Raw genomic sequence first — 15,812 nt, forward strand, 5'->3', positions numbered from 1 at the left:
TCAGATGATGCCGCGCGCCGCGAGCGCATGGATGGCCGCTGCGTCGAAGCCGATCTCGGCCAGGACTTCGTGCGTATGTTGGCCGAGCAATGGCGGCGCGGCGTCGAAGCTCAACGCGGCATCCTTAAAGCGCATCGGACTGACGACTTGCGGCACAGTGCCGGCACTTTGGTGAGGCAAGTGCCGCAGCATCTGCCGGTGCTTGATCTGCGGGTCGTCGAACACCTGCGGAATGGAGTTGATCGGCGCGCACGGCACGCCGGCGGCATCGAGCCGTGCGGCAAGATCGTCGCGCGAAAAATCGCGGAAACGCTCCGTCAGCAGGCCGGTCAGCATGGCGTTGTTGCGAACGCGATCGGCATTTCTGGCGAAACATGCGTCGGTCGACCACGTAGACCGCCCGATAGCTTCGCACAGCTTGGAGAACTGCCCATCGTTGCCGACCGCGAGCACGAGATGCCCGTCGGCGCAGGCAAATACGTCCTGCGGCTGGATGTTCGGATGACGGTTGCCGCCGCGTTGCGGCGTCTTTCCGCCAACCAGAAAATTCATCGCCTGATTGGCGAGGAACGCGGCCTGCACATCGAGCATCGCAAGGTCGATGGTTTCGCCTTGGCCGGTCTCGTTGCGCCGGACGACCGCGGCAAGGATGGCGACCGCTGCGTACATGCCGGTCATGATGTCGACGACCGGCACGCCAACCTGCTGCGGGCCGCCGCCGGGCTGGCCGTCGCGTTCGCCCGTGATGCTCATCAGGCCACCCATGGCCTGAATGGCGAAATCATAGGCGGCCTGGTTGCTACGCGGCCCGTCCTGGCCGAAGCCGGTGATGGAGCAATAGATCAGCTTCGGGTGCTTCGCGCGCAGCGTCGCCGCGTCGAGGCCGTAGCGAGCAAGCGCGCCAGCCTTGAAATTCTCGATCACAATGTCGACGTCAGCAGCCAGCCGGCGCACCAACTCCTGACCCTCGGGCGCGGCCAGATCGATGGCGACCGAGCGCTTGGCCCGATTGACCGACAGGTAGTAGCCCGACTCCTTCGTGGGCTTGCCGTCACGATCTTCCAGAAACGGCGGCCCCCATGAACGCGTGTCGTCGCCGCTGCCGGGACGCTCGATCTTGATGACGTCGGCGCCGAGATCGGCAAGCATTTGCGTTGCCCACGGCGCCGCCATGATGCGACCAAGGTCCAGCACCTTGAGATGCGACAGCGGACCAGTGCGCTGCCGTTTGTCCGTTTCAGCCATCGACGATCTCCGTGGCCTTGGCGGACGGGCGCTCGCTGAACGATTGATACCATGCCGTGAGTGCCGGGTGACCGGCCCGCCAGTTGAGATCGGCAAAGCGGAAGTCGAGATACGACAGGGCACAGCCGATTGCGATGTGGCCGATGTCGAACGGCGCATCGCCAAGACGCGGCGCGAGCTGCTCGAAACGCTCGAGCGCCGCGCGCGTCTTCAGCGCAAAGCCTGCGATCCATTCCGGCGTCTGCCGGGCTTGCGGCTTGTCGCGCTCGTTCCGCCAGAGGATCAGCACGTCGAGCAAGCCGTTGGCCAAGGCGTGCCGGGTAAGGGTATTCCAGCGCTCCGGCTTTGACGCGGGAAACAACCGGCCGCCGCCCGCGAGCGCGTCGAAATATTCGCAGATCGTCAGGCTGTCGAAGATCGCCGTTCCATCGTCCAGGACCAGCGTCGGAATTTTGCCGACGGGGTTGTCCGACAGCAGCGCCTCGTTCGGCTTCGACATGGCGACGACGGTGCGCAGCAGCGTCAGCCGTTGCTCAAGCCCGAGCTCATGCGCCGCGATCATCACTTTGCGGACGAACGGGGACCGTGGGGACCAGTGCAGCTTCACGATGGGAACTCTTTTCGGTACCTAAAGCGCTAAAAGCTAGCTTTATAGCCTTTTTGATGTGCTGTCTACTGCAGACCGCACAGGCGCTGCCGCGGCACGGCTCAGCGCAACTTGATATCGACCCGCACCAGGTCACCGCGATAGATGCCGTCTGCGATGAGCACGATGTAGCCTTCCTCATCGACGGCGGTACGCTGGACGAAAGCGACGGGTGCATTAAGCGGCACGCCGAGCAGTTCGGCTGTCTCGAGATCGGCACCGCCGATCGTCAATGTCTGTTGCGCATCCTTGATGACGAGGCCTGGAACGTCAGCCACCAGCTTCAGCGCCGTCTTCGACGTGAACGCGTCGGGCGGAATGCGCGGCACGAGCCGCTCGTCGATGAACACGTCCGCGAGCAGAAAGGCTTCACCGTCGCGCGAGTGCCTGCGCTGCAGCCGTTTGTAGCTCGGAGCCAACTCACCGATGCCGTGCGGCACGATCATCGGGAGCTGACCGTCGGCGGCCGACAGCACTTCGATCGTGGCGCCCTCGCGTGCACGGAGCAACCCCGCGAAATTGGTCTCCATCGTACACCACAGATGATCCTTGGGCTGGCGGCGCACGAACGTGCCCTTGGCGCGGAACCGCTCGATCAATTGCTCACTCTCGAGGATGCCGAGCGCCTGCCGGAGCGTTGCCCGTGCGACGCCCACCTCGGAAGCGAGTTCATCGACCGTCGGGATCTGCTCGCCGACTTTCCACCGTCCCGTCTCGATATGTCGGCGGAACAGGGTTGCCAGCTGGATGTAACGCGGCACGGCGCTTTGGCTGAGGGTGCTCATGACAACGTCTGCATATATGGGATTCCGGCCTGACTTGCAGTAAATAGGATAATAACCTAGCCTAACGACCTGTTACATTCAAGATCGCATTCCGCGCCATGGCGCTTGCCTGCGGAAAAAAGGAGGGGAGGCCATGGCTTCTGTAATCCGTCTCATGCTGCCAACACGTCTTGCCTGCGCCGCATCGGCCCTGGCGTTTGTTGCTGCCATGGCAGGCCCACTTCCGACGGCCGAGGCCCAGGACTTCCCGGCGAAACCGATCACGCTGATTATCCCGTTCCCGGCGGGCGGCGCGACCGACATCGCGGGGCGTGTACTCGCCGAGAGGATGGCGATCTCGCTCAAGCAGCCGATCGTTGTCGACAACCGCGCCGGCGCCGCGGGCGCCATCGGCATCAAGGCGGTCGCGACGGCGGCGCCCGACGGCTATACGCTCGGCGTCAGCGGCGTCGGCACCACGGCATTGCTTGAACCGCTCGGACGTAATCTTGGCTTCAGCCCCGGCAATGATCTCAACTATGTCGGCCATATGGGCTCGTCGGCGATGCTGATCGCCGCCAAGTCCGATCTTGGCGCGAAGTCGATGTCAGAATTGATCGCACTGGCCAGATCGAAGCCGGAGCAGTTGACCTATGGCACATCGGGGATCGGCTCGCCCGGCCATCTCGCGATGGAATGGCTGTTGTTCGACGCCGGCGTCAAAATCATGCACTTGCCCTACAGGGGTAACGCGCCGCTGTTGAATGACCTTGTCGGCAAGCACGCCGACCTCGGTGTACTGACCATCCCCGGCACGTCGGATCAAGTGAAGGCCGGCAATATCGTTCCGATTGCCGTGACGAGTACCGTGCGCTCCGATGAACTTCCCGACGTCCCGACCACGCGTGAGGCCGGGATCAGGGATTTTGCGGCCGAGTTGTGGAATGTGCTGGTCGCACCGAAAGGCACACCTCAGCCGATCGTGGACAAGATCAGCGCCGCCCTCGCCGAGGCGATGAAGGATCCACGCGTGCACGCCCGGTTCAAAGCCAACGGCCTTGTGCCTGTGACCATGACGCCAGCCGAAACCCGCGCCTTCGTCGATACCGAACGCGTCAAGTGGGCCGATGTTGTCAGGAAATCCGGAGTGAAAGCCGATTGAGCGGGACGTCAGCTGCATTTGTGGGGACTCTCGAAAATACCCAATGCGAGGTCGGCATACTCACAAAGGATGTTGCCGATGCCGGCGACGTCTCCACTCCCGTGCGAATCCACCAGCGCGATGTTCTTTGCCGCGAGAACCCCTTCAGAGGCCCGTCATCTTGAGCACAGCCTCGGGCAGGCGTTCGCCCTGGACTGCGATCTTCGAAAGCGCTGTTGCGATCGCCTACAGATCTTTTGCCGAAAGATCGCGATCAATTGATGCCGCGGCAGGTTGGGCGTGATCGTGATATCGCCGATCTCGGACGATGCGTTGCATTCGAGCTTCGTAGTCGCCTTACTCGTCGCGAACGCCTCCAGCTATCCCTCGGGCCGGGTGGAGTACGACTGACACGCTGACCGGCGACGTTCACTGCCGCTGTGCCGCGGCGAATCAACCGTGGCGCTTCACCGAGCGGCGACCAGACACCGCCTTCATCATTTGATCGACAGCCCAGATCGGGCGTTCGTTCGGCCAAAAGAAAAAAGTGGAACGTTAGCCATCGGCGCACCGGCGTCAAATCCCACGCATTGAGTGCGGGTGCTATGTCGGAGGAACTGTCGTTGGCCCCCTGGGCGGCACCTCGCGTAATGCGTCTCTCATCGGCATGCCCTGCTGCGCGCCGGCCTTGAGGCAACTCAAGCCGGCGGCCTCGCATCCGACTTCCAACGCCTTTTTGAGCGACGATTTTTCGCCAATCATGGAAGCAAAGGCGCCAACAAACGTATCGCCGGCACCGGTGGTGTCGACCGGTTGGATGCTCGGCGCCGGCGCGCGAAAACGGGTATCGTCGGCCGTCACGGCTATGGCTCCCTGTGCTCCAGCTGTCACCACGCAAGTCAACCCGTCGGATCTGGCCAGCCAGCCGCAGGCGGCCTCGAAATCCGTCACGCCTGCGTCGAGCGCGGCAGCAAGGTCGAGCGCCTCGTGCTCGTTGACGATGAGGTAATCCGTCGCGTCGAGCAGACCGCGGATCGTCGCGCCTGTCATCTGATCCGGGACCGGCGCCAGGTTCCAGATGACTTTGCCATTGGCCGACTTGACTTTGCACGCCAGGTGGAGGGACTCGGCGTACGGCACCTCCATCTGCAGCACCAGAACGGTGTCGGCGTTCAAGAGTGTCTCCGAGACGTCGGCGGCGCATGCCGTATTGTTAGCGCCGCTTGCCACCGTGATCGCGTTTTCTCCGTTCGGATCTACGGTGATGAACGCGCAGCCCGTCGGCTCATGGACCCTGACGATACGGCTCGTGTCGATGCCGTTGCCGGTCAGGTTCTTGAGAGCCTCATCACCAAACACGTCCTGCCCCAGCCGGCCCGCCATACGGACCTTTCCAGGACCGGCGATCCGTGCGGCGGCGACCGCCTGGTTGGCTCCCTTTCCACCGAACTGGATTTCATAGGATGGAGCGAGCACCGTCCGGCCGGGGCCGGGAATGACCGGCACTCTGGCGACCAGATCGACATTGAGTGAGCCGAACACAAGGATCATCGCCCGCCCCCAAGCAAAAACCTCAGCCTTCCGCATCCATTTCGTGAAGCTTCTGGACGCGTCGCCGGAAATCCTCATCCGTCGAAAACTCGGCGGCAAGAAACGAGGAGATCAGATCGTTGGCGAGCCACGGTCCGACGATCTGGGCGCCAATGCACATGACATTCACATCATCATGCTCGACGCTCTGATGGGCCGAATGGACGTCGTGACAGACCGCGGCGCGGATGCCCTTCATTTTGTTGGCCGCAATCGAGGCACCGACACCGGTACCGCACACCATGATGCCGCGCGCGACTTCGCCAGAAGTGACCTTCTTGGCCACGGCCCGCGCGATATCGGGAAAATCCACCGGCTTCTCGTCATAGGAGCCGACATCGACGACCTCGTGGCCGAGGCTGCGGATATGGTCGATGACGGCTTGCTTGAGCGGCCAGCCGGCGTGGTCGGATCCTATGACGAGGCGCATGTGATTTCCATTTCGTTGTTCTTGGGACCGTGACAGCCGCACCCGGCTGTCACGGTTGGGCTTCGTTCAACCACGCATGTCGGGCGGCAGCTCGACCCCGTGGAATTTCTTGTAGATGGCGTTGAGCTTGCCGTTCTTGACGTTTTCGGTGATCCACGCGTTGAGCTTCTCCAGGAGGCGCGGCTCACCCTTCTTCAGCCCGATGGCGAGTTCGAAGCTGGCGAGCGGGATCTTGGATTCGAAAATGCGCGCCGGATTCTTGACGCCAATCTGGTTGATGATCGTGGCCGACGAGCCGACGCAATCGACCTGGCCGGAGACGGCCGCCGTCACGCCGGTGGCATCGTCATCATAGCGCGCGATCTTCAGCTCCTTGTCCTTCATATTCGACAGCATCGTATCCTGCGTGGTGCCGCGCGAGACGCCCACGGTCTTGTCCTTCAGGTCCGGCCAGTCCTTGACGTTCAGTGACTTCAGACAACCGATATCCGATTGCAGCGTGGCGTACTTCTTCGAGAAATCGATAACCTTGGCCCGCTCAGGCGTGACCGACAGGGTGGATATGATGATATCGGCCTTGCCGGTCTGCACATTCGGGATCCGCGTCGCGCCAGTCGTCTGGATGAATTCCAGCTCGAGGCCCCAATCCTTGGCCAGCATCTCGGCAACTTCGACATCGGAGCCGGTCGGCTTCATGCTGCTGTCCATCATGCCGGACGGCGGGATCGCAAGGTCGGTCGAGATGCGGATCTTCTTGGCCTTGGTGATGTCGTCGAGCAGGTCGGCAAAAGCCGGCTGCGCTGCCAGTGCGAGAAGGCAACATGCCGAAATGGCCGCGCCCAAAAGTTTCCTGTTTTTCATCATTTGTTTTCCTCCGGTTATGATTTCAAATTGCCCGTGCCGACGAACTGCGCGAGTTCGAGGGTAGTTGGCGACGTCAGGATCGAGGCCGGCCCGGTTTCGTGAACCTTGCCGCGATGCATGAAGACGATCCGATCGGCGATGCCTTTGGCAAAACCCATTTCGTGCGTGACCATCACCATGGTCATGCCATCGGCAGCGAGCTGTTCGATTACCTTCAGGACTTCGCCTGTCAGTTCGGGATCGAGCGCCGAAGTCACCTCGTCGAACAGCATGACCTTGGGCTGCATTGCGAGTGAACGCGCGATGGCGGCACGCTGCTGCTGACCACCGGATAGCTGCTCGGGATAGGCATGAATCTTCTCTTCGAGGCCGACCTGCGCCAGCACCTTGTGCGCCAGCGCTTTCGCTTCGGACAGGCCCATTCGTTTCACCGAGCAGGGCGCCAGCGTGATGTTCTGCTCGATCGTGAGGTGCGGAAACAGGTTGTAGCTCTGGAATACGATACCGACATCCTGTCGCAGAGCCCGCAGATCGACGTCTGGAAGATCAACCCTGCGCCCGCAGACGGTGATCTCGCCTCCGTCGACCTTCTCGAACCGGTCGATGCAGCGTAGCGCGGTGCTCTTGCCGGAACCCGACCGGCCGATGACGGCAAGGACCTCGCCGCGCTCGACGGTAAAGCTCACGCCATCGAGCACCTTCAGCGAGCCAAAGCTCTTCTGCACGTCGCGGAGCGACACGATGGGAGTGGAAGATGCGGGTTGCTGCATGTCAGGCCAGACTGAAGTTGGCACTGCCACGTCCCATCCGCCGCTCCAGCTTCTGGCTGAACAGGGACAGCGGGTAGCACATGGCGAAGTACACGGCGGCGATGATCGCGTAGACGATGAACGGCTCGAACAGCGAGTTGTTGACGATCTGACCCGAGCGCATCAGTTCGACGAAACCGACCACCGAGGCGAGCGAGGTGTTCTTGATGATCTGCACCATGAAGCCGACGGTGGGCGGCGTCGCAATGCGGATCGCCTGCGGCAGGATCACCTTCATCATGCGCTGGGTGCGGCTCAGCGCCAGGCCTTCCGCCGCTTCCCATTGCGGCTTTGGCACCGATTGTATCGAGCCGCGCCAGATCTCGCCGAGATAGGCGGCGACATAGAGGGTGAGCGAAGCGCTGGCGGCTGCAAGCGGGGACATCTTGAGGCCAATGGCTGCCAGTCCAAAATAGCCGAGGAACAGGATAACGAGGAGCGGCGTACCCTGAACCAGTTGCACATAGGCGGCACTGAGAAGCCGCACGGACCTCAAGGGAGAAATGCGCGCGAGTGCGATCACGAAGCCGACGATACCGCCGCCAATGAGAGCGATCAGGGAAAGCCCGATCGTCCATAGCGCGCCGTGGCCGAGGAAAAGCAGGTGGTTAGCGTTGAGATGTCCGCCCATGCTTACCTCACAACGCCGTGCCGAGCCGTCGCCGGCGCGGAAACAGGACGAGGCCGAGGCCCCAGAATCCCGAGCGCATGACCAGCGACAGCAGAATGTAAAGCACGGCGACGATGATGTAGGTCTCGAAGGCTCGATAGGTATCCGACTGGATGTAGTTGGCTACGGCCGTCAATTCCTCGGCGGATATCTGCGAGCAGACCGACGAGGCGAGCATCAGCAGAACGAACTGACTGGTCAGCGCCGGATAGACCCTTTCGACGGCGGGCAGCAGGATGATGTGCCAGTAGATCTGGAAGCGCGAGAGCGCGAGCCCTTCGGCCGCCTCGATCTGACCCCGCGGGATCGCCTCGAAACCTGCACGCATGATCTCGGCCGTGTAGGCCCCGACATTGATCGTCAGAGCAACCACCGCAACGGTGAAGGCGGACAGTTTCAGTCCGATGCTGGCAAGTCCGAAATAGACCAGGAATATCTGGACCAGCAGCGGTGTATTGCGGATGGCTTCCACATAGACTTTGCAAATGCGGGCAATCAGCCGGCTATGGTTTCCGCGGCCTACGGCCGCAAGTGTACCGATAAGAGCTCCGGAAACTGTTGCGAGGAACGCGAGTTCGAGCGTCAGAATGGCGCCGCCGAGAAAGTTCGGCCACCGTTCCAGTACCGCGGGAAAGTCGAGTTCGATATTCATTGCAACAGGATCATCCAGCGCTCTGATTGGTCATGCGGTCGTAGACACGGAACAGAGCCTGATTACCGTTCGCGCCTTCGCCGTGCGCCCGCGCGTCGACATATTGGCTGGTGACGAGCGCGGTTCCGGGCAGTGGTACGTTCAACGCCTGGGCATGCTCCTGCACCAGCCTGAGGTCCTTGAGCATCAAGTCGATCCGAAAGCCGGCGCCGACGTCGCCTCCGATCATCGCCGGACCGAGCTTGTCCAGCATCCAGGATGCGGCCGAGCCGCCCAACAGGACGCGGCGAAGCAGGTCCAGGTCGACGCCGGAGGCGCGACCCAGAGCGAGCGCTTCGCAAATCGCTTGGATGTTGATGCCGCAAATCAGCTGATTGCAGAGCTTGACCGTTTGTCCAGCGCCGGACGCGCCGACATGGGTGATGGTGGTGCCCATGGCCCCAAAGAACGGTTCAGCCTTGCCGAAGGCTTCCGCTTCGCCGCCGGCCATGATCGACAGCGCTGCATCTCTCGCGCCGAGCGGTCCGCCGGAGACGGGCGCGTCCATGAAGCTCACGCCGGCCTGCTGCAGATCCGCATGGATGCGGCGGACGGCAACCGGCGAGATCGTGCTCATGTCCACGATCAGCTTGCCGGGAGGCGGCGACTTCAGGAGCCCGTGCTCGCCATAGATCACCGCTTCGACATGCGGCGTGTCGGGCAGCATGGTGATGACGATGTCGGCGTCCCGCGCGGCGTCTGCCGGGTTCTGCGCGCGGACCGCGCCATCCTTTGCGACGTCTGCGACGGCCGCCTCGTTGAGGTCGAAGGCACGGACCGCGTGACCGGCCTTCAGAAGGTTGCGGACCATTTCCCGGCCCATCGTGCCAATGCCGATGAAGCCGACGCTTCCCTTGCCATCCCGTCCCATACGCTTACTCGTCTTCTTGTTGGTTGGAGTTGCAGTCAGCGCGATGCTTTGCGGCCTTCCTTCTCGCCGACGACGGCGCGCCTTCTGTATTCGTCGCCGATCTCAAAATGCTTGCGCAGCGTGGCATCCGCCCGCTCCGGATCGCGTGCGATGACCGCCTCGAAGATGCGCCGGTGATCGTCGATCAGGTACGTCTTCATCGAGGGGAACGACTGCACGAGTTCGCGGCGGCTTCGATGCGAGCGCGTCAAAAGGCCCGCCACCGAATTATGCAGAACCGTCAGCGTTTCCGAGCGCGATGCCAACACGATGGCGCGATGGAATTCGAAGTCGGCCATGCCGCCCGCATCGGCCTCATCGATCGTTTCCTCGATATTCGCGAGGGCGCGTTGCAAGCGTTCGAAATCGGCGATGCCGGCGCGTTCGCAGGCCAGCCTGATAGCCTGACATTCGATTGCGACGCGGGCCTGCATTACGTCATCCAGCATGTCCGCCTGCTGGGCCAGCGCAAAGGTGAAGAAGTCGTTCAGGACCGAGACGTCAGGACGCGTCACCACGGTGCCGATGCGGTCGCGTATTTCGACGATGCCGAGCATGGTTAGCGCGCGCAGGGCTTCCCGGACAAGCGGCCGGCTGACGCCGAGCTGTGTCGCGAGTTCGCGCTCGGAATCCAGGCGGTCGCCCGGCTTGAGTGATCCGACGATCAACCGGTCGCGTAGGAAGGCAAAGACCTTCTGGAAGCCCTTTTCACCCTCGGCCGCTCGCTTGAGTTCCATTCCCGCAATCTTTTGGATGTTATCTTGGTAAGACCAGTAGGATGACCAGGGTGTAGACGTCAAGCCCCTAATGGCGCGGCGGTCAGCATGAGTGGCAGTCAGATGCGGGGGAAACCGATCAACAGGTTCAGCCTTTGACCGCGGTGACCACAGCTTCAATCAAAGCCCTCGCCACCGAGATCGGCCACACCAACCATTGCTCGCGCCGTCTATCATCTCGCGATCGAGCGGCTGACCAGCATCGACGCACCTGTTGTCGCCGCGGTGCGCGGTGGCGCAGGCGGCGGCGGGTTGGGCCTGATGTATGTCGCGGACATCGTCGTTGCGGCCGAGGACGCGCGGTTCGCACTGGGTTATGGCGCGCTCGGCCTCACCGCCGACGGCGGCAACACCTGGTTCCTACCGCGTATGGTCGGGATGCGGCGCGCGCAGGAGGCGCTCGCCTTCGGATTGGTATCGCGTCTGAGACCAAGCGACGCAGTTGAGCGAAGCGGCTGCCATCGTCGCCACGCTTGCCGCGGGGCCGACCCGCGCTTACGGCGCCGTCCGCCGCATGCTGCGGCAGTCATTCGAGACGGGGTTGTCAGATCAGCTCGACGCAGAGAAGGAATCGATCGTGGAAGCCAGCGACACCGGCGACGCGCAGGAGGGAGTCGCCGCCTTTGTCGCCAAGCGCCGCCCGCAGTTCCGAGGCGAATGAGTGGAGCGATCGGACGACAACACACATCACCACTGACCGCAGCGCCGTTCCGTTCAGCCTGCTCATATTGGATGCTGTAGATTTCTTTGATCTCTCGGTGCACACATCGTGCACACGCCGCCGTCTAACTGATTGAAAAACCTGAACTCTCGTTCCAATCCATCATGGGCAGCTATGTCCAGCATCCGTGGTCCAGTGAAATCATATTCACTCGGCGCTGAGAATGTCGCGGTATCTGAACGGCAAACCGCGACATGATCTCTTGCCCGTTATGATTGCAGATGAAACCGCCCCGAAGGCCGCGTCATTGCTCTTCTACTTCCTTGAAGGCCTCCCGCGCGTTTCGGAAGGCATCGATCCCTGACGGGATGCCACAATAGACGGCGACTTGAAGCAGGATCTCCTTGATCTCGTCCTTCGTGAGCCCGTTCACGAGGGCCCCCTTTACGTGCAGCTTCAGTTCATGGGGACGGCCCAGTGCGCCTAACATAGCCAGGTTGACGATGCTGCGGGTACGACGGTCCAGACCCGGCCGCGTCCACAGAGCACCCCAGCAAAACTCGGTCGACCATTCCGCCATCGTCCGGGTGAATTCGTCGGCGCCTGCGATGGATTTGTTGACGTAGTCCTCGCCGAGCACTTCCTTGCGAACCTTCAGGCCCTTGTCGAACAACTCAGTCATCGTTGGTTCCTTCCATTGTTTGAGAACTGTTTTTCAAGGCGGCGCGGCTCAGCCGTGCGCCCTCATCAGGCTGGAAACGTCGGCAAGCTCGTCGAGACGCCAAACACCATCGATGATGCGATCTATATCCCAATCGGTCCCACCCAGCCGCGCACAATCGCGCAGTTTCGCTTCGATATCCCGATCCGATAACGGGTCGGCAAGACTGCCCTTCGCTGCCATCACGATCTCGCTGAGCGTCTCTCCCGACGTCAGGCGGATAATGACACGCGCAGCACCATCCGGAAGCGAGGCGTCAAGCTCCGCCCCCACCTTCTGGCGCAGCGAGACGATGTCTGGCCGAAATACCGTCGCATCCGCGAACTCGGTAACGCCGGCCGTTCCCAGCAGCAGCGCACAGGCGGCGCAGTGATGAATGCTGACCCGTGCGTCGCGCTCGTTGCGAACCGGGCGGTCGCCGCGCGCCAGCAGCAGCGCCGAGCCCTGCACTGTAATGGAAGCGATATCATCGATGCGGCGGTCGAGCTTCGCCCGCAAATTGAAACAGGCGTCGATCACGGCATGAAACACGATGCCCGCCGGATAGGGCTTGTAGGTATTCTTCGCGATCTCCCAGGTCTTGCCGAGGCTGCCCGTCAATCGCCCAAGATCAGGTTCGTCTCCCATAGCGCGCGCCCAACCGAGCGGTCCCTCAATGGCCCGGGGCGATGCGGAATAGCCCTCGGCCGCAAGCAATGCTGAGAACAGGCCGTTGCGTGCCGCGTTGCCGACGCTGACATTCTTGGCGGCACTGGGGAGGTTCTCGATGATCCCGGCCGACTGGCTGGCGGCGATTCCGATCGCATTAGAAATCTGGTCCGTCGGAAGCCCAAGCAGCTTCGCGCAGGCCGTGGCCGCGCCGAACACCCCGCACGTCGAGGTGATGTGCCAGCCGCGCGCGTAATGTCCGGGAGACACCGCGTTGCCGATGCGGCATTCGACCTCCACGCCGAGAATGAATGCCGTGACCACAGCCTGCCCCGAATATCCCCGCGCTTGCGCCAATGCCAGCACCGGCGCTGCGACGGGCGCCGCCGGATGAATGATGGTGTCCAGATGGGTATCGTCAAAATCGAGCAGATTGGCCGAAATCGCGTTGACGAACGACGCAGCCAGCGCATCGAGCCGTTCCAGACGACCGATGACCGCGGATGTCGCGGCGCCGCTGAACGGCAACAACGTGCGCAACGCGGCAGTGACGGCAGGATCATTCGCCGACCCCAGCGCGGTCGCGAAGAAGTTCAGGATCGAGCGTTTAGCCTCGTGATTTTGCGCGGCGACATCCGCCCACACCGTGCCGGCAACGAAATCGGCGAATGTCGTGCCGGCGCCTTGCGCTTCATCTTGCCGCACTGAGCGAATTCCTCGGACCTTGTTTTTCCGACCCTATTCCGGCGCGACATCCCCTGTCGACAAAAATCTTATGCTTGACAGATTGACTGACAATCTGGAAATTTGGCGAAACGCGACCGGGGAACCCTGGCGCGACAAGAACAAGAATGCGCCCGTGCTTGCGGCGCGACAGGGAGCGAACCATGGCAGCAGAAACAATCGGCTTTGTCGGAACGGGCCGCATGGGCGGACCGATGGCCGGGCGCCTGCTCGACGCCGGCCATTCGCTGTGCGTTTACGATTCGCAGGTTGAGGCGACCAATGCGCTGGTTGCGCGCGGCGCACGGCTTGCGAAATCACCTGCCGAAGTCGCATCGAGCGCCGATATCGTGCTATGCAGTCTGCCCACCCCCGATATCGTCAAGGCGGTTGCGCTGGGGCCCGATGGAATCGTTGCCGGAAACCGCGCCACGGTGCTGATCGACCTGTCCACCACGGGACCCGGCGCTGCCAAATTGATTGCAAAGGGATTCGAGCCGAGGAACCTGACCCTGGTCGATGCGCCGGTCAGCGGCGGCATCAAGGGCGCGGTGAACGGCACGCTCGCGGTAATGGTGTCCTGCCCGAAGGCGACCTACGACCGGGTTGAGCCGATCCTGAAGCATTTCGGAAAGCTGTTTTACACCGGCGACAAGCCGGGCACGGCACAGACGGCAAAACTCGCCAACAATCTGATGGCCGCGGCAGCACTGGTGATCACCTCCGAAGCGGTGGCGATGGGCGTCAAGGGCGGTGTCAATGCCAAGGTGCTGATCGATATCATCAACGCCAGCAGCGGTCGCAACAGCGCCTCCGAGGACAAATTCCCCCGCGCCGTGCTTCCCGGCACCTTCGATTTCGGATTTACCACCGGCCTCTCCTACAAGGACGTGCGACTCTGCGTCGATGAAGCCGAAGCCATGGGGGTCCCGATGGTCTGCGGCTCGGTGGTCCGGCAGATGCTCGCGATTACCAACGCCAAATATGGCGCGTCATCCGACTTCACCTCGATCGCCAAAGTGCTTGAGGAATGGGCCGGCGTCGAAATGCGCGGCTAGACCGAAGCCACCGGCGCGAGAGGCGATTGCCATGACGATCGGATCGACCGGACCAAACGAGGTTTCGTTGGCGCGAGCGCTGACGCGCACCGCGCTTGCCGTCGACCCCGGCCGTTTCGACGCTGAAGTCATCGCCAAGGCAAAAATCTGCCTGCTGGATTTTCTCTCCTGCGCCTTCGAGGCGCGCAATCACCCGTGGAGCCGCCAGGCGATCCGCATAACGCGCGAGGTCGGAGACGGCGCAACCGTCATCGGCACCCGAACCCTCGCCTCGCCGGGCGACGCGGCCTTCGCCAACGCCACTATGGGTCACGGCCTGGTGCGCGAAGACATGCACGCCGCCAGCATCTGCCATCATGGCGTGGTGATCTGGCCGATCCTGCTCGCATTGTCGGAACGAACGCCGCTATCAGGCGCGACATTCCTTACCGCGGCAATCATCGCTATGAGACCGGCGCGCAGATCGGCCGCGCGCTCTTTACCGCCGACCTCGCCCGCCTCTACCGGCCGACCGGTCTCGTTGCGCCGCTCGGCGCAGCGTTGGCGGGAAGCTATGCCCTTGGACTTACCGAAGATGCCGCAACCAGCGCAATTGCCATTGCCGCCAACACATCGTCCGGCTTGAACGAATGGCCGCGCGCGGGCGGTTCCGAAATGTATTTCCACCCAGGCTTTGCAGCGCGTAACGCGATTGCGGCGATCGAATTGGCGGAGGCCGGCGCCCTCGCTTCGGAAACGATCCTTGAGGGCAAAGCCGGATTGTTCGCTGCCTTCCGCCGCCAGCCTGCCCCCGACGATATCCGTTTGTTCACCGGCGCCGAGCCGGAAATTATGGCCGTCTACAACAAGCCGGCTCCCGCCTGCAATTTCGCGCAAACCGCAGCCCAGGCGGCTCTGCGCGCCGCGCGCGAACTCGGATCATCGGACGACGTCGCGACCGTTGCCATTCGAGTCCCCGAAGCGGCGGCCCGCTACCCCGGCTGCGATTCGAAGGGACCCTTTCACAACGCGCTGCAGGCCAAGATGAGCATTTCCTTCAGCGTCGCCGCGGTGCTGGCGCGCGGCGCGCTCGAAGAAGAAAACTACGCTGACATCAACGATCCCAGGATACTGCGCGTGGTCGAGCGGACCGAGCTACAAAGCGCGCCTGATCTCACCGCTGCATTCCCCGCGAACCAGGGCGCTGAGGTCCTTGTTGGCCTGCGCAATGGAAAGACCATCCATCACCGCCTCGAGAATGTGATTGCCGCGACGCCGGAGCAAATCCGCGCCCGCTTTCGGCGGGCTGCTTCCGACGTCATCGGCGACAAGCGCGCGCTGTATCTGGAAGAGCTGGTGGACAATTGCACATCGCTTCCTGTCAGCCACGTGATAGCCGCTCAGTGCCGGCTTGAACCATCCGAGCAACGGCTGCGGCCAGCTTCATGATCGATCACGACAAACGGAAAATGAGGGGCACCATGTT

At 62.4% G+C, this 15,812-nt stretch carries 17 protein-coding genes and 2 pseudogenes; 6 read left to right on the plus strand and 13 right to left on the minus strand.

Going from position 1 to position 15,812, the window contains the following annotated elements:
- From JQ611_RS30485 to JQ611_RS30495, 3 genes are all read right to left on the minus strand, one after another.
- Complete coding sequence (locus JQ611_RS30485) at positions 1-1,245, minus strand: CaiB/BaiF CoA-transferase family protein (protein WP_212467520.1); 1,245 nt, start codon at positions 1,243-1,245, stop codon at positions 1-3.
- Entirely contained in the window at positions 1,238-1,852 is a 615-nt protein-coding gene (locus JQ611_RS30490; protein WP_212268219.1) for a glutathione S-transferase family protein, read from the minus strand. Before JQ611_RS30490 ends, JQ611_RS30485 begins: the two co-directional genes overlap by 8 nt.
- Before the next feature lie 101 nt (positions 1,853-1,953).
- A complete protein-coding gene (locus JQ611_RS30495) occupies positions 1,954-2,676 on the minus strand; it encodes a GntR family transcriptional regulator (protein ID WP_212385913.1) in 723 nt (240 codons plus the stop codon).
- Positions 2,677-2,809: 133 nt separating this feature from the next.
- On the opposite strand from JQ611_RS30495, the gene JQ611_RS30500 reads away from it, so the two are divergent.
- On the plus strand, positions 2,810-3,817 hold the full coding sequence (locus JQ611_RS30500) for a tripartite tricarboxylate transporter substrate binding protein (RefSeq protein ID WP_212467521.1): 1,008 nt from the start codon (positions 2,810-2,812) through the stop codon (positions 3,815-3,817).
- A 582-nt stretch (positions 3,818-4,399) separates the two neighbouring features.
- Here the strand turns inward: JQ611_RS30500 and JQ611_RS30505 are convergent.
- The 8 genes from JQ611_RS30505 to JQ611_RS30540 form a co-directional block, all read right to left on the minus strand.
- Positions 4,400-5,347: a ribokinase gene (locus tag JQ611_RS30505; protein ID WP_212268226.1), complete on the minus strand. Its 948-nt coding sequence runs from the start codon at positions 5,345-5,347 to the stop codon at positions 4,400-4,402.
- Positions 5,348-5,369: 22 nt separating this feature from the next.
- Entirely contained in the window at positions 5,370-5,816 is a 447-nt protein-coding gene (gene rpiB / locus JQ611_RS30510) for a ribose 5-phosphate isomerase B (RefSeq protein WP_212204225.1), read from the minus strand.
- A 66-nt stretch (positions 5,817-5,882) separates the two neighbouring features.
- On the minus strand, positions 5,883-6,677 hold the full coding sequence (locus JQ611_RS30515) for a transporter substrate-binding domain-containing protein (RefSeq protein WP_212268228.1): 795 nt from the start codon (positions 6,675-6,677) through the stop codon (positions 5,883-5,885).
- A 17-nt stretch (positions 6,678-6,694) separates the two neighbouring features.
- A complete protein-coding gene (locus JQ611_RS30520; RefSeq protein ID WP_212268289.1) occupies positions 6,695-7,450 on the minus strand; it encodes an amino acid ABC transporter ATP-binding protein in 756 nt (251 codons plus the stop codon).
- Position 7,451: 1 nt separating this feature from the next.
- The gene (locus JQ611_RS30525; RefSeq protein WP_212268230.1) at positions 7,452-8,120 is read right to left on the minus strand and encodes an amino acid ABC transporter permease; all 669 of its coding nucleotides are present in this window, start codon (positions 8,118-8,120) and stop codon (positions 7,452-7,454) included.
- 7 nt (positions 8,121-8,127) lie between these two features.
- Positions 8,128-8,811 carry an amino acid ABC transporter permease gene (locus tag JQ611_RS30530; protein WP_212467522.1) on the minus strand — a complete coding sequence of 228 codons (684 nt, stop codon included), beginning with the start codon at positions 8,809-8,811 and terminating at the stop codon, positions 8,128-8,130.
- 10 nt (positions 8,812-8,821) lie between these two features.
- On the minus strand, positions 8,822-9,760 hold the full coding sequence (locus JQ611_RS30535) for an NAD(P)-dependent oxidoreductase (RefSeq protein ID WP_249133588.1): 939 nt from the start codon (positions 9,758-9,760) through the stop codon (positions 8,822-8,824).
- Positions 9,757-10,497: a FadR/GntR family transcriptional regulator gene (locus tag JQ611_RS30540; RefSeq protein WP_212268236.1), complete on the minus strand. Its 741-nt coding sequence runs from the start codon at positions 10,495-10,497 to the stop codon at positions 9,757-9,759. The genes JQ611_RS30535 and JQ611_RS30540 overlap by 4 nt, the downstream gene beginning before the upstream one ends.
- 195 nt (positions 10,498-10,692) lie before the next feature.
- On the opposite strand from JQ611_RS30540, the pseudogene JQ611_RS43140 reads away from it, so the two are divergent.
- Together JQ611_RS43140 and JQ611_RS41980 are read left to right on the plus strand one after the other, a co-directional pair.
- Positions 10,693-10,965: pseudogene (locus JQ611_RS43140) on the plus strand (enoyl-CoA hydratase-related protein); the annotation flags it as partial.
- A 13-nt stretch (positions 10,966-10,978) separates the two neighbouring features.
- Positions 10,979-11,197 (plus strand): hypothetical protein, encoded by a 219-nt coding sequence (locus tag JQ611_RS41980; RefSeq protein ID WP_249133576.1) that lies wholly within the window; start codon positions 10,979-10,981, stop codon positions 11,195-11,197.
- A gap of 304 nt (positions 11,198-11,501) precedes the next feature.
- On the opposite strand, the gene JQ611_RS30550 is transcribed toward JQ611_RS41980, so the two are convergent.
- Both JQ611_RS30550 and JQ611_RS42805 read right to left on the minus strand, forming a co-directional pair.
- Complete coding sequence (locus tag JQ611_RS30550; protein ID WP_192734580.1) at positions 11,502-11,879, minus strand: carboxymuconolactone decarboxylase family protein; 378 nt, start codon at positions 11,877-11,879, stop codon at positions 11,502-11,504.
- A gap of 48 nt (positions 11,880-11,927) precedes the next feature.
- Entirely contained in the window at positions 11,928-13,271 is a 1,344-nt protein-coding gene (locus JQ611_RS42805) for an MmgE/PrpD family protein (protein ID WP_212467523.1), read from the minus strand.
- Positions 13,272-13,453: 182 nt separating this feature from the next.
- Here JQ611_RS42805 and JQ611_RS30560 point away from each other — a divergent pair, with 182 nt between their 5' ends.
- The 3 genes and pseudogenes from JQ611_RS30560 (at position 13,454) to JQ611_RS42000 (ending at position 15,775) form a co-directional block, all read left to right on the plus strand.
- Positions 13,454-14,347, plus strand: coding sequence for an NAD(P)-dependent oxidoreductase (locus JQ611_RS30560; RefSeq protein ID WP_212268240.1), 894 nt, complete (start codon positions 13,454-13,456; stop codon positions 14,345-14,347).
- Between the two features lie 31 nt (positions 14,348-14,378).
- Positions 14,379-15,073: pseudogene (locus JQ611_RS41995) on the plus strand (MmgE/PrpD family protein); the annotation flags it as partial.
- A gap of 105 nt (positions 15,074-15,178) precedes the next feature.
- Positions 15,179-15,775: a hypothetical protein gene (locus JQ611_RS42000; RefSeq protein ID WP_249133590.1), complete on the plus strand. Its 597-nt coding sequence runs from the start codon at positions 15,179-15,181 to the stop codon at positions 15,773-15,775.
- Positions 15,776-15,812 lie beyond the last annotated feature (37 nt).

The sequence above is a fragment of the Bradyrhizobium sp. AUGA SZCCT0182 genome (assembly GCF_018130185.1).
Taxonomy (GTDB): Bacteria; Pseudomonadota; Alphaproteobacteria; order Rhizobiales; family Xanthobacteraceae; genus Bradyrhizobium.

Excerpts from the sequence above, each read along its gene's own strand:
- JQ611_RS30485 (WP_212467520.1), bottom strand. The coding sequence starts at position 1,245 with ATGGCTGAAACGGACAAACGGCAGCGCACTGGTCCGCTGTCGCATCTC.
- JQ611_RS30495 (WP_212385913.1), bottom strand. The coding sequence starts at position 2,676 with ATGAGCACCCTCAGCCAAAGCGCCGTGCCGCGTTACATCCAGCTGGCA.
- JQ611_RS30500 (WP_212467521.1), top strand. The coding sequence starts at position 2,810 with ATGGCTTCTGTAATCCGTCTCATGCTGCCAACACGTCTTGCCTGCGCC.
- JQ611_RS30505 (WP_212268226.1), bottom strand. The coding sequence starts at position 5,347 with ATGATCCTTGTGTTCGGCTCACTCAATGTCGATCTGGTCGCCAGAGTG.
- rpiB (WP_212204225.1), bottom strand. The coding sequence starts at position 5,816 with ATGCGCCTCGTCATAGGATCCGACCACGCCGGCTGGCCGCTCAAGCAA.
- JQ611_RS30515 (WP_212268228.1), bottom strand. The coding sequence starts at position 6,677 with ATGAAAAACAGGAAACTTTTGGGCGCGGCCATTTCGGCATGTTGCCTT.
- JQ611_RS30520 (WP_212268289.1), bottom strand. The coding sequence starts at position 7,450 with ATGCAGCAACCCGCATCTTCCACTCCCATCGTGTCGCTCCGCGACGTG.
- JQ611_RS30525 (WP_212268230.1), bottom strand. The coding sequence starts at position 8,120 with ATGGGCGGACATCTCAACGCTAACCACCTGCTTTTCCTCGGCCACGGC.
- JQ611_RS30530 (WP_212467522.1), bottom strand. The coding sequence starts at position 8,811 with ATGAATATCGAACTCGACTTTCCCGCGGTACTGGAACGGTGGCCGAAC.
- JQ611_RS30540 (WP_212268236.1), bottom strand. The coding sequence starts at position 10,497 with ATGGAACTCAAGCGAGCGGCCGAGGGTGAAAAGGGCTTCCAGAAGGTC.
- JQ611_RS30550 (WP_192734580.1), bottom strand. The coding sequence starts at position 11,879 with ATGACTGAGTTGTTCGACAAGGGCCTGAAGGTTCGCAAGGAAGTGCTC.
- JQ611_RS30560 (WP_212268240.1), top strand. The coding sequence starts at position 13,454 with ATGGCAGCAGAAACAATCGGCTTTGTCGGAACGGGCCGCATGGGCGGA.
- JQ611_RS42000 (WP_249133590.1), top strand. The coding sequence starts at position 15,179 with ATGGCCGTCTACAACAAGCCGGCTCCCGCCTGCAATTTCGCGCAAACC.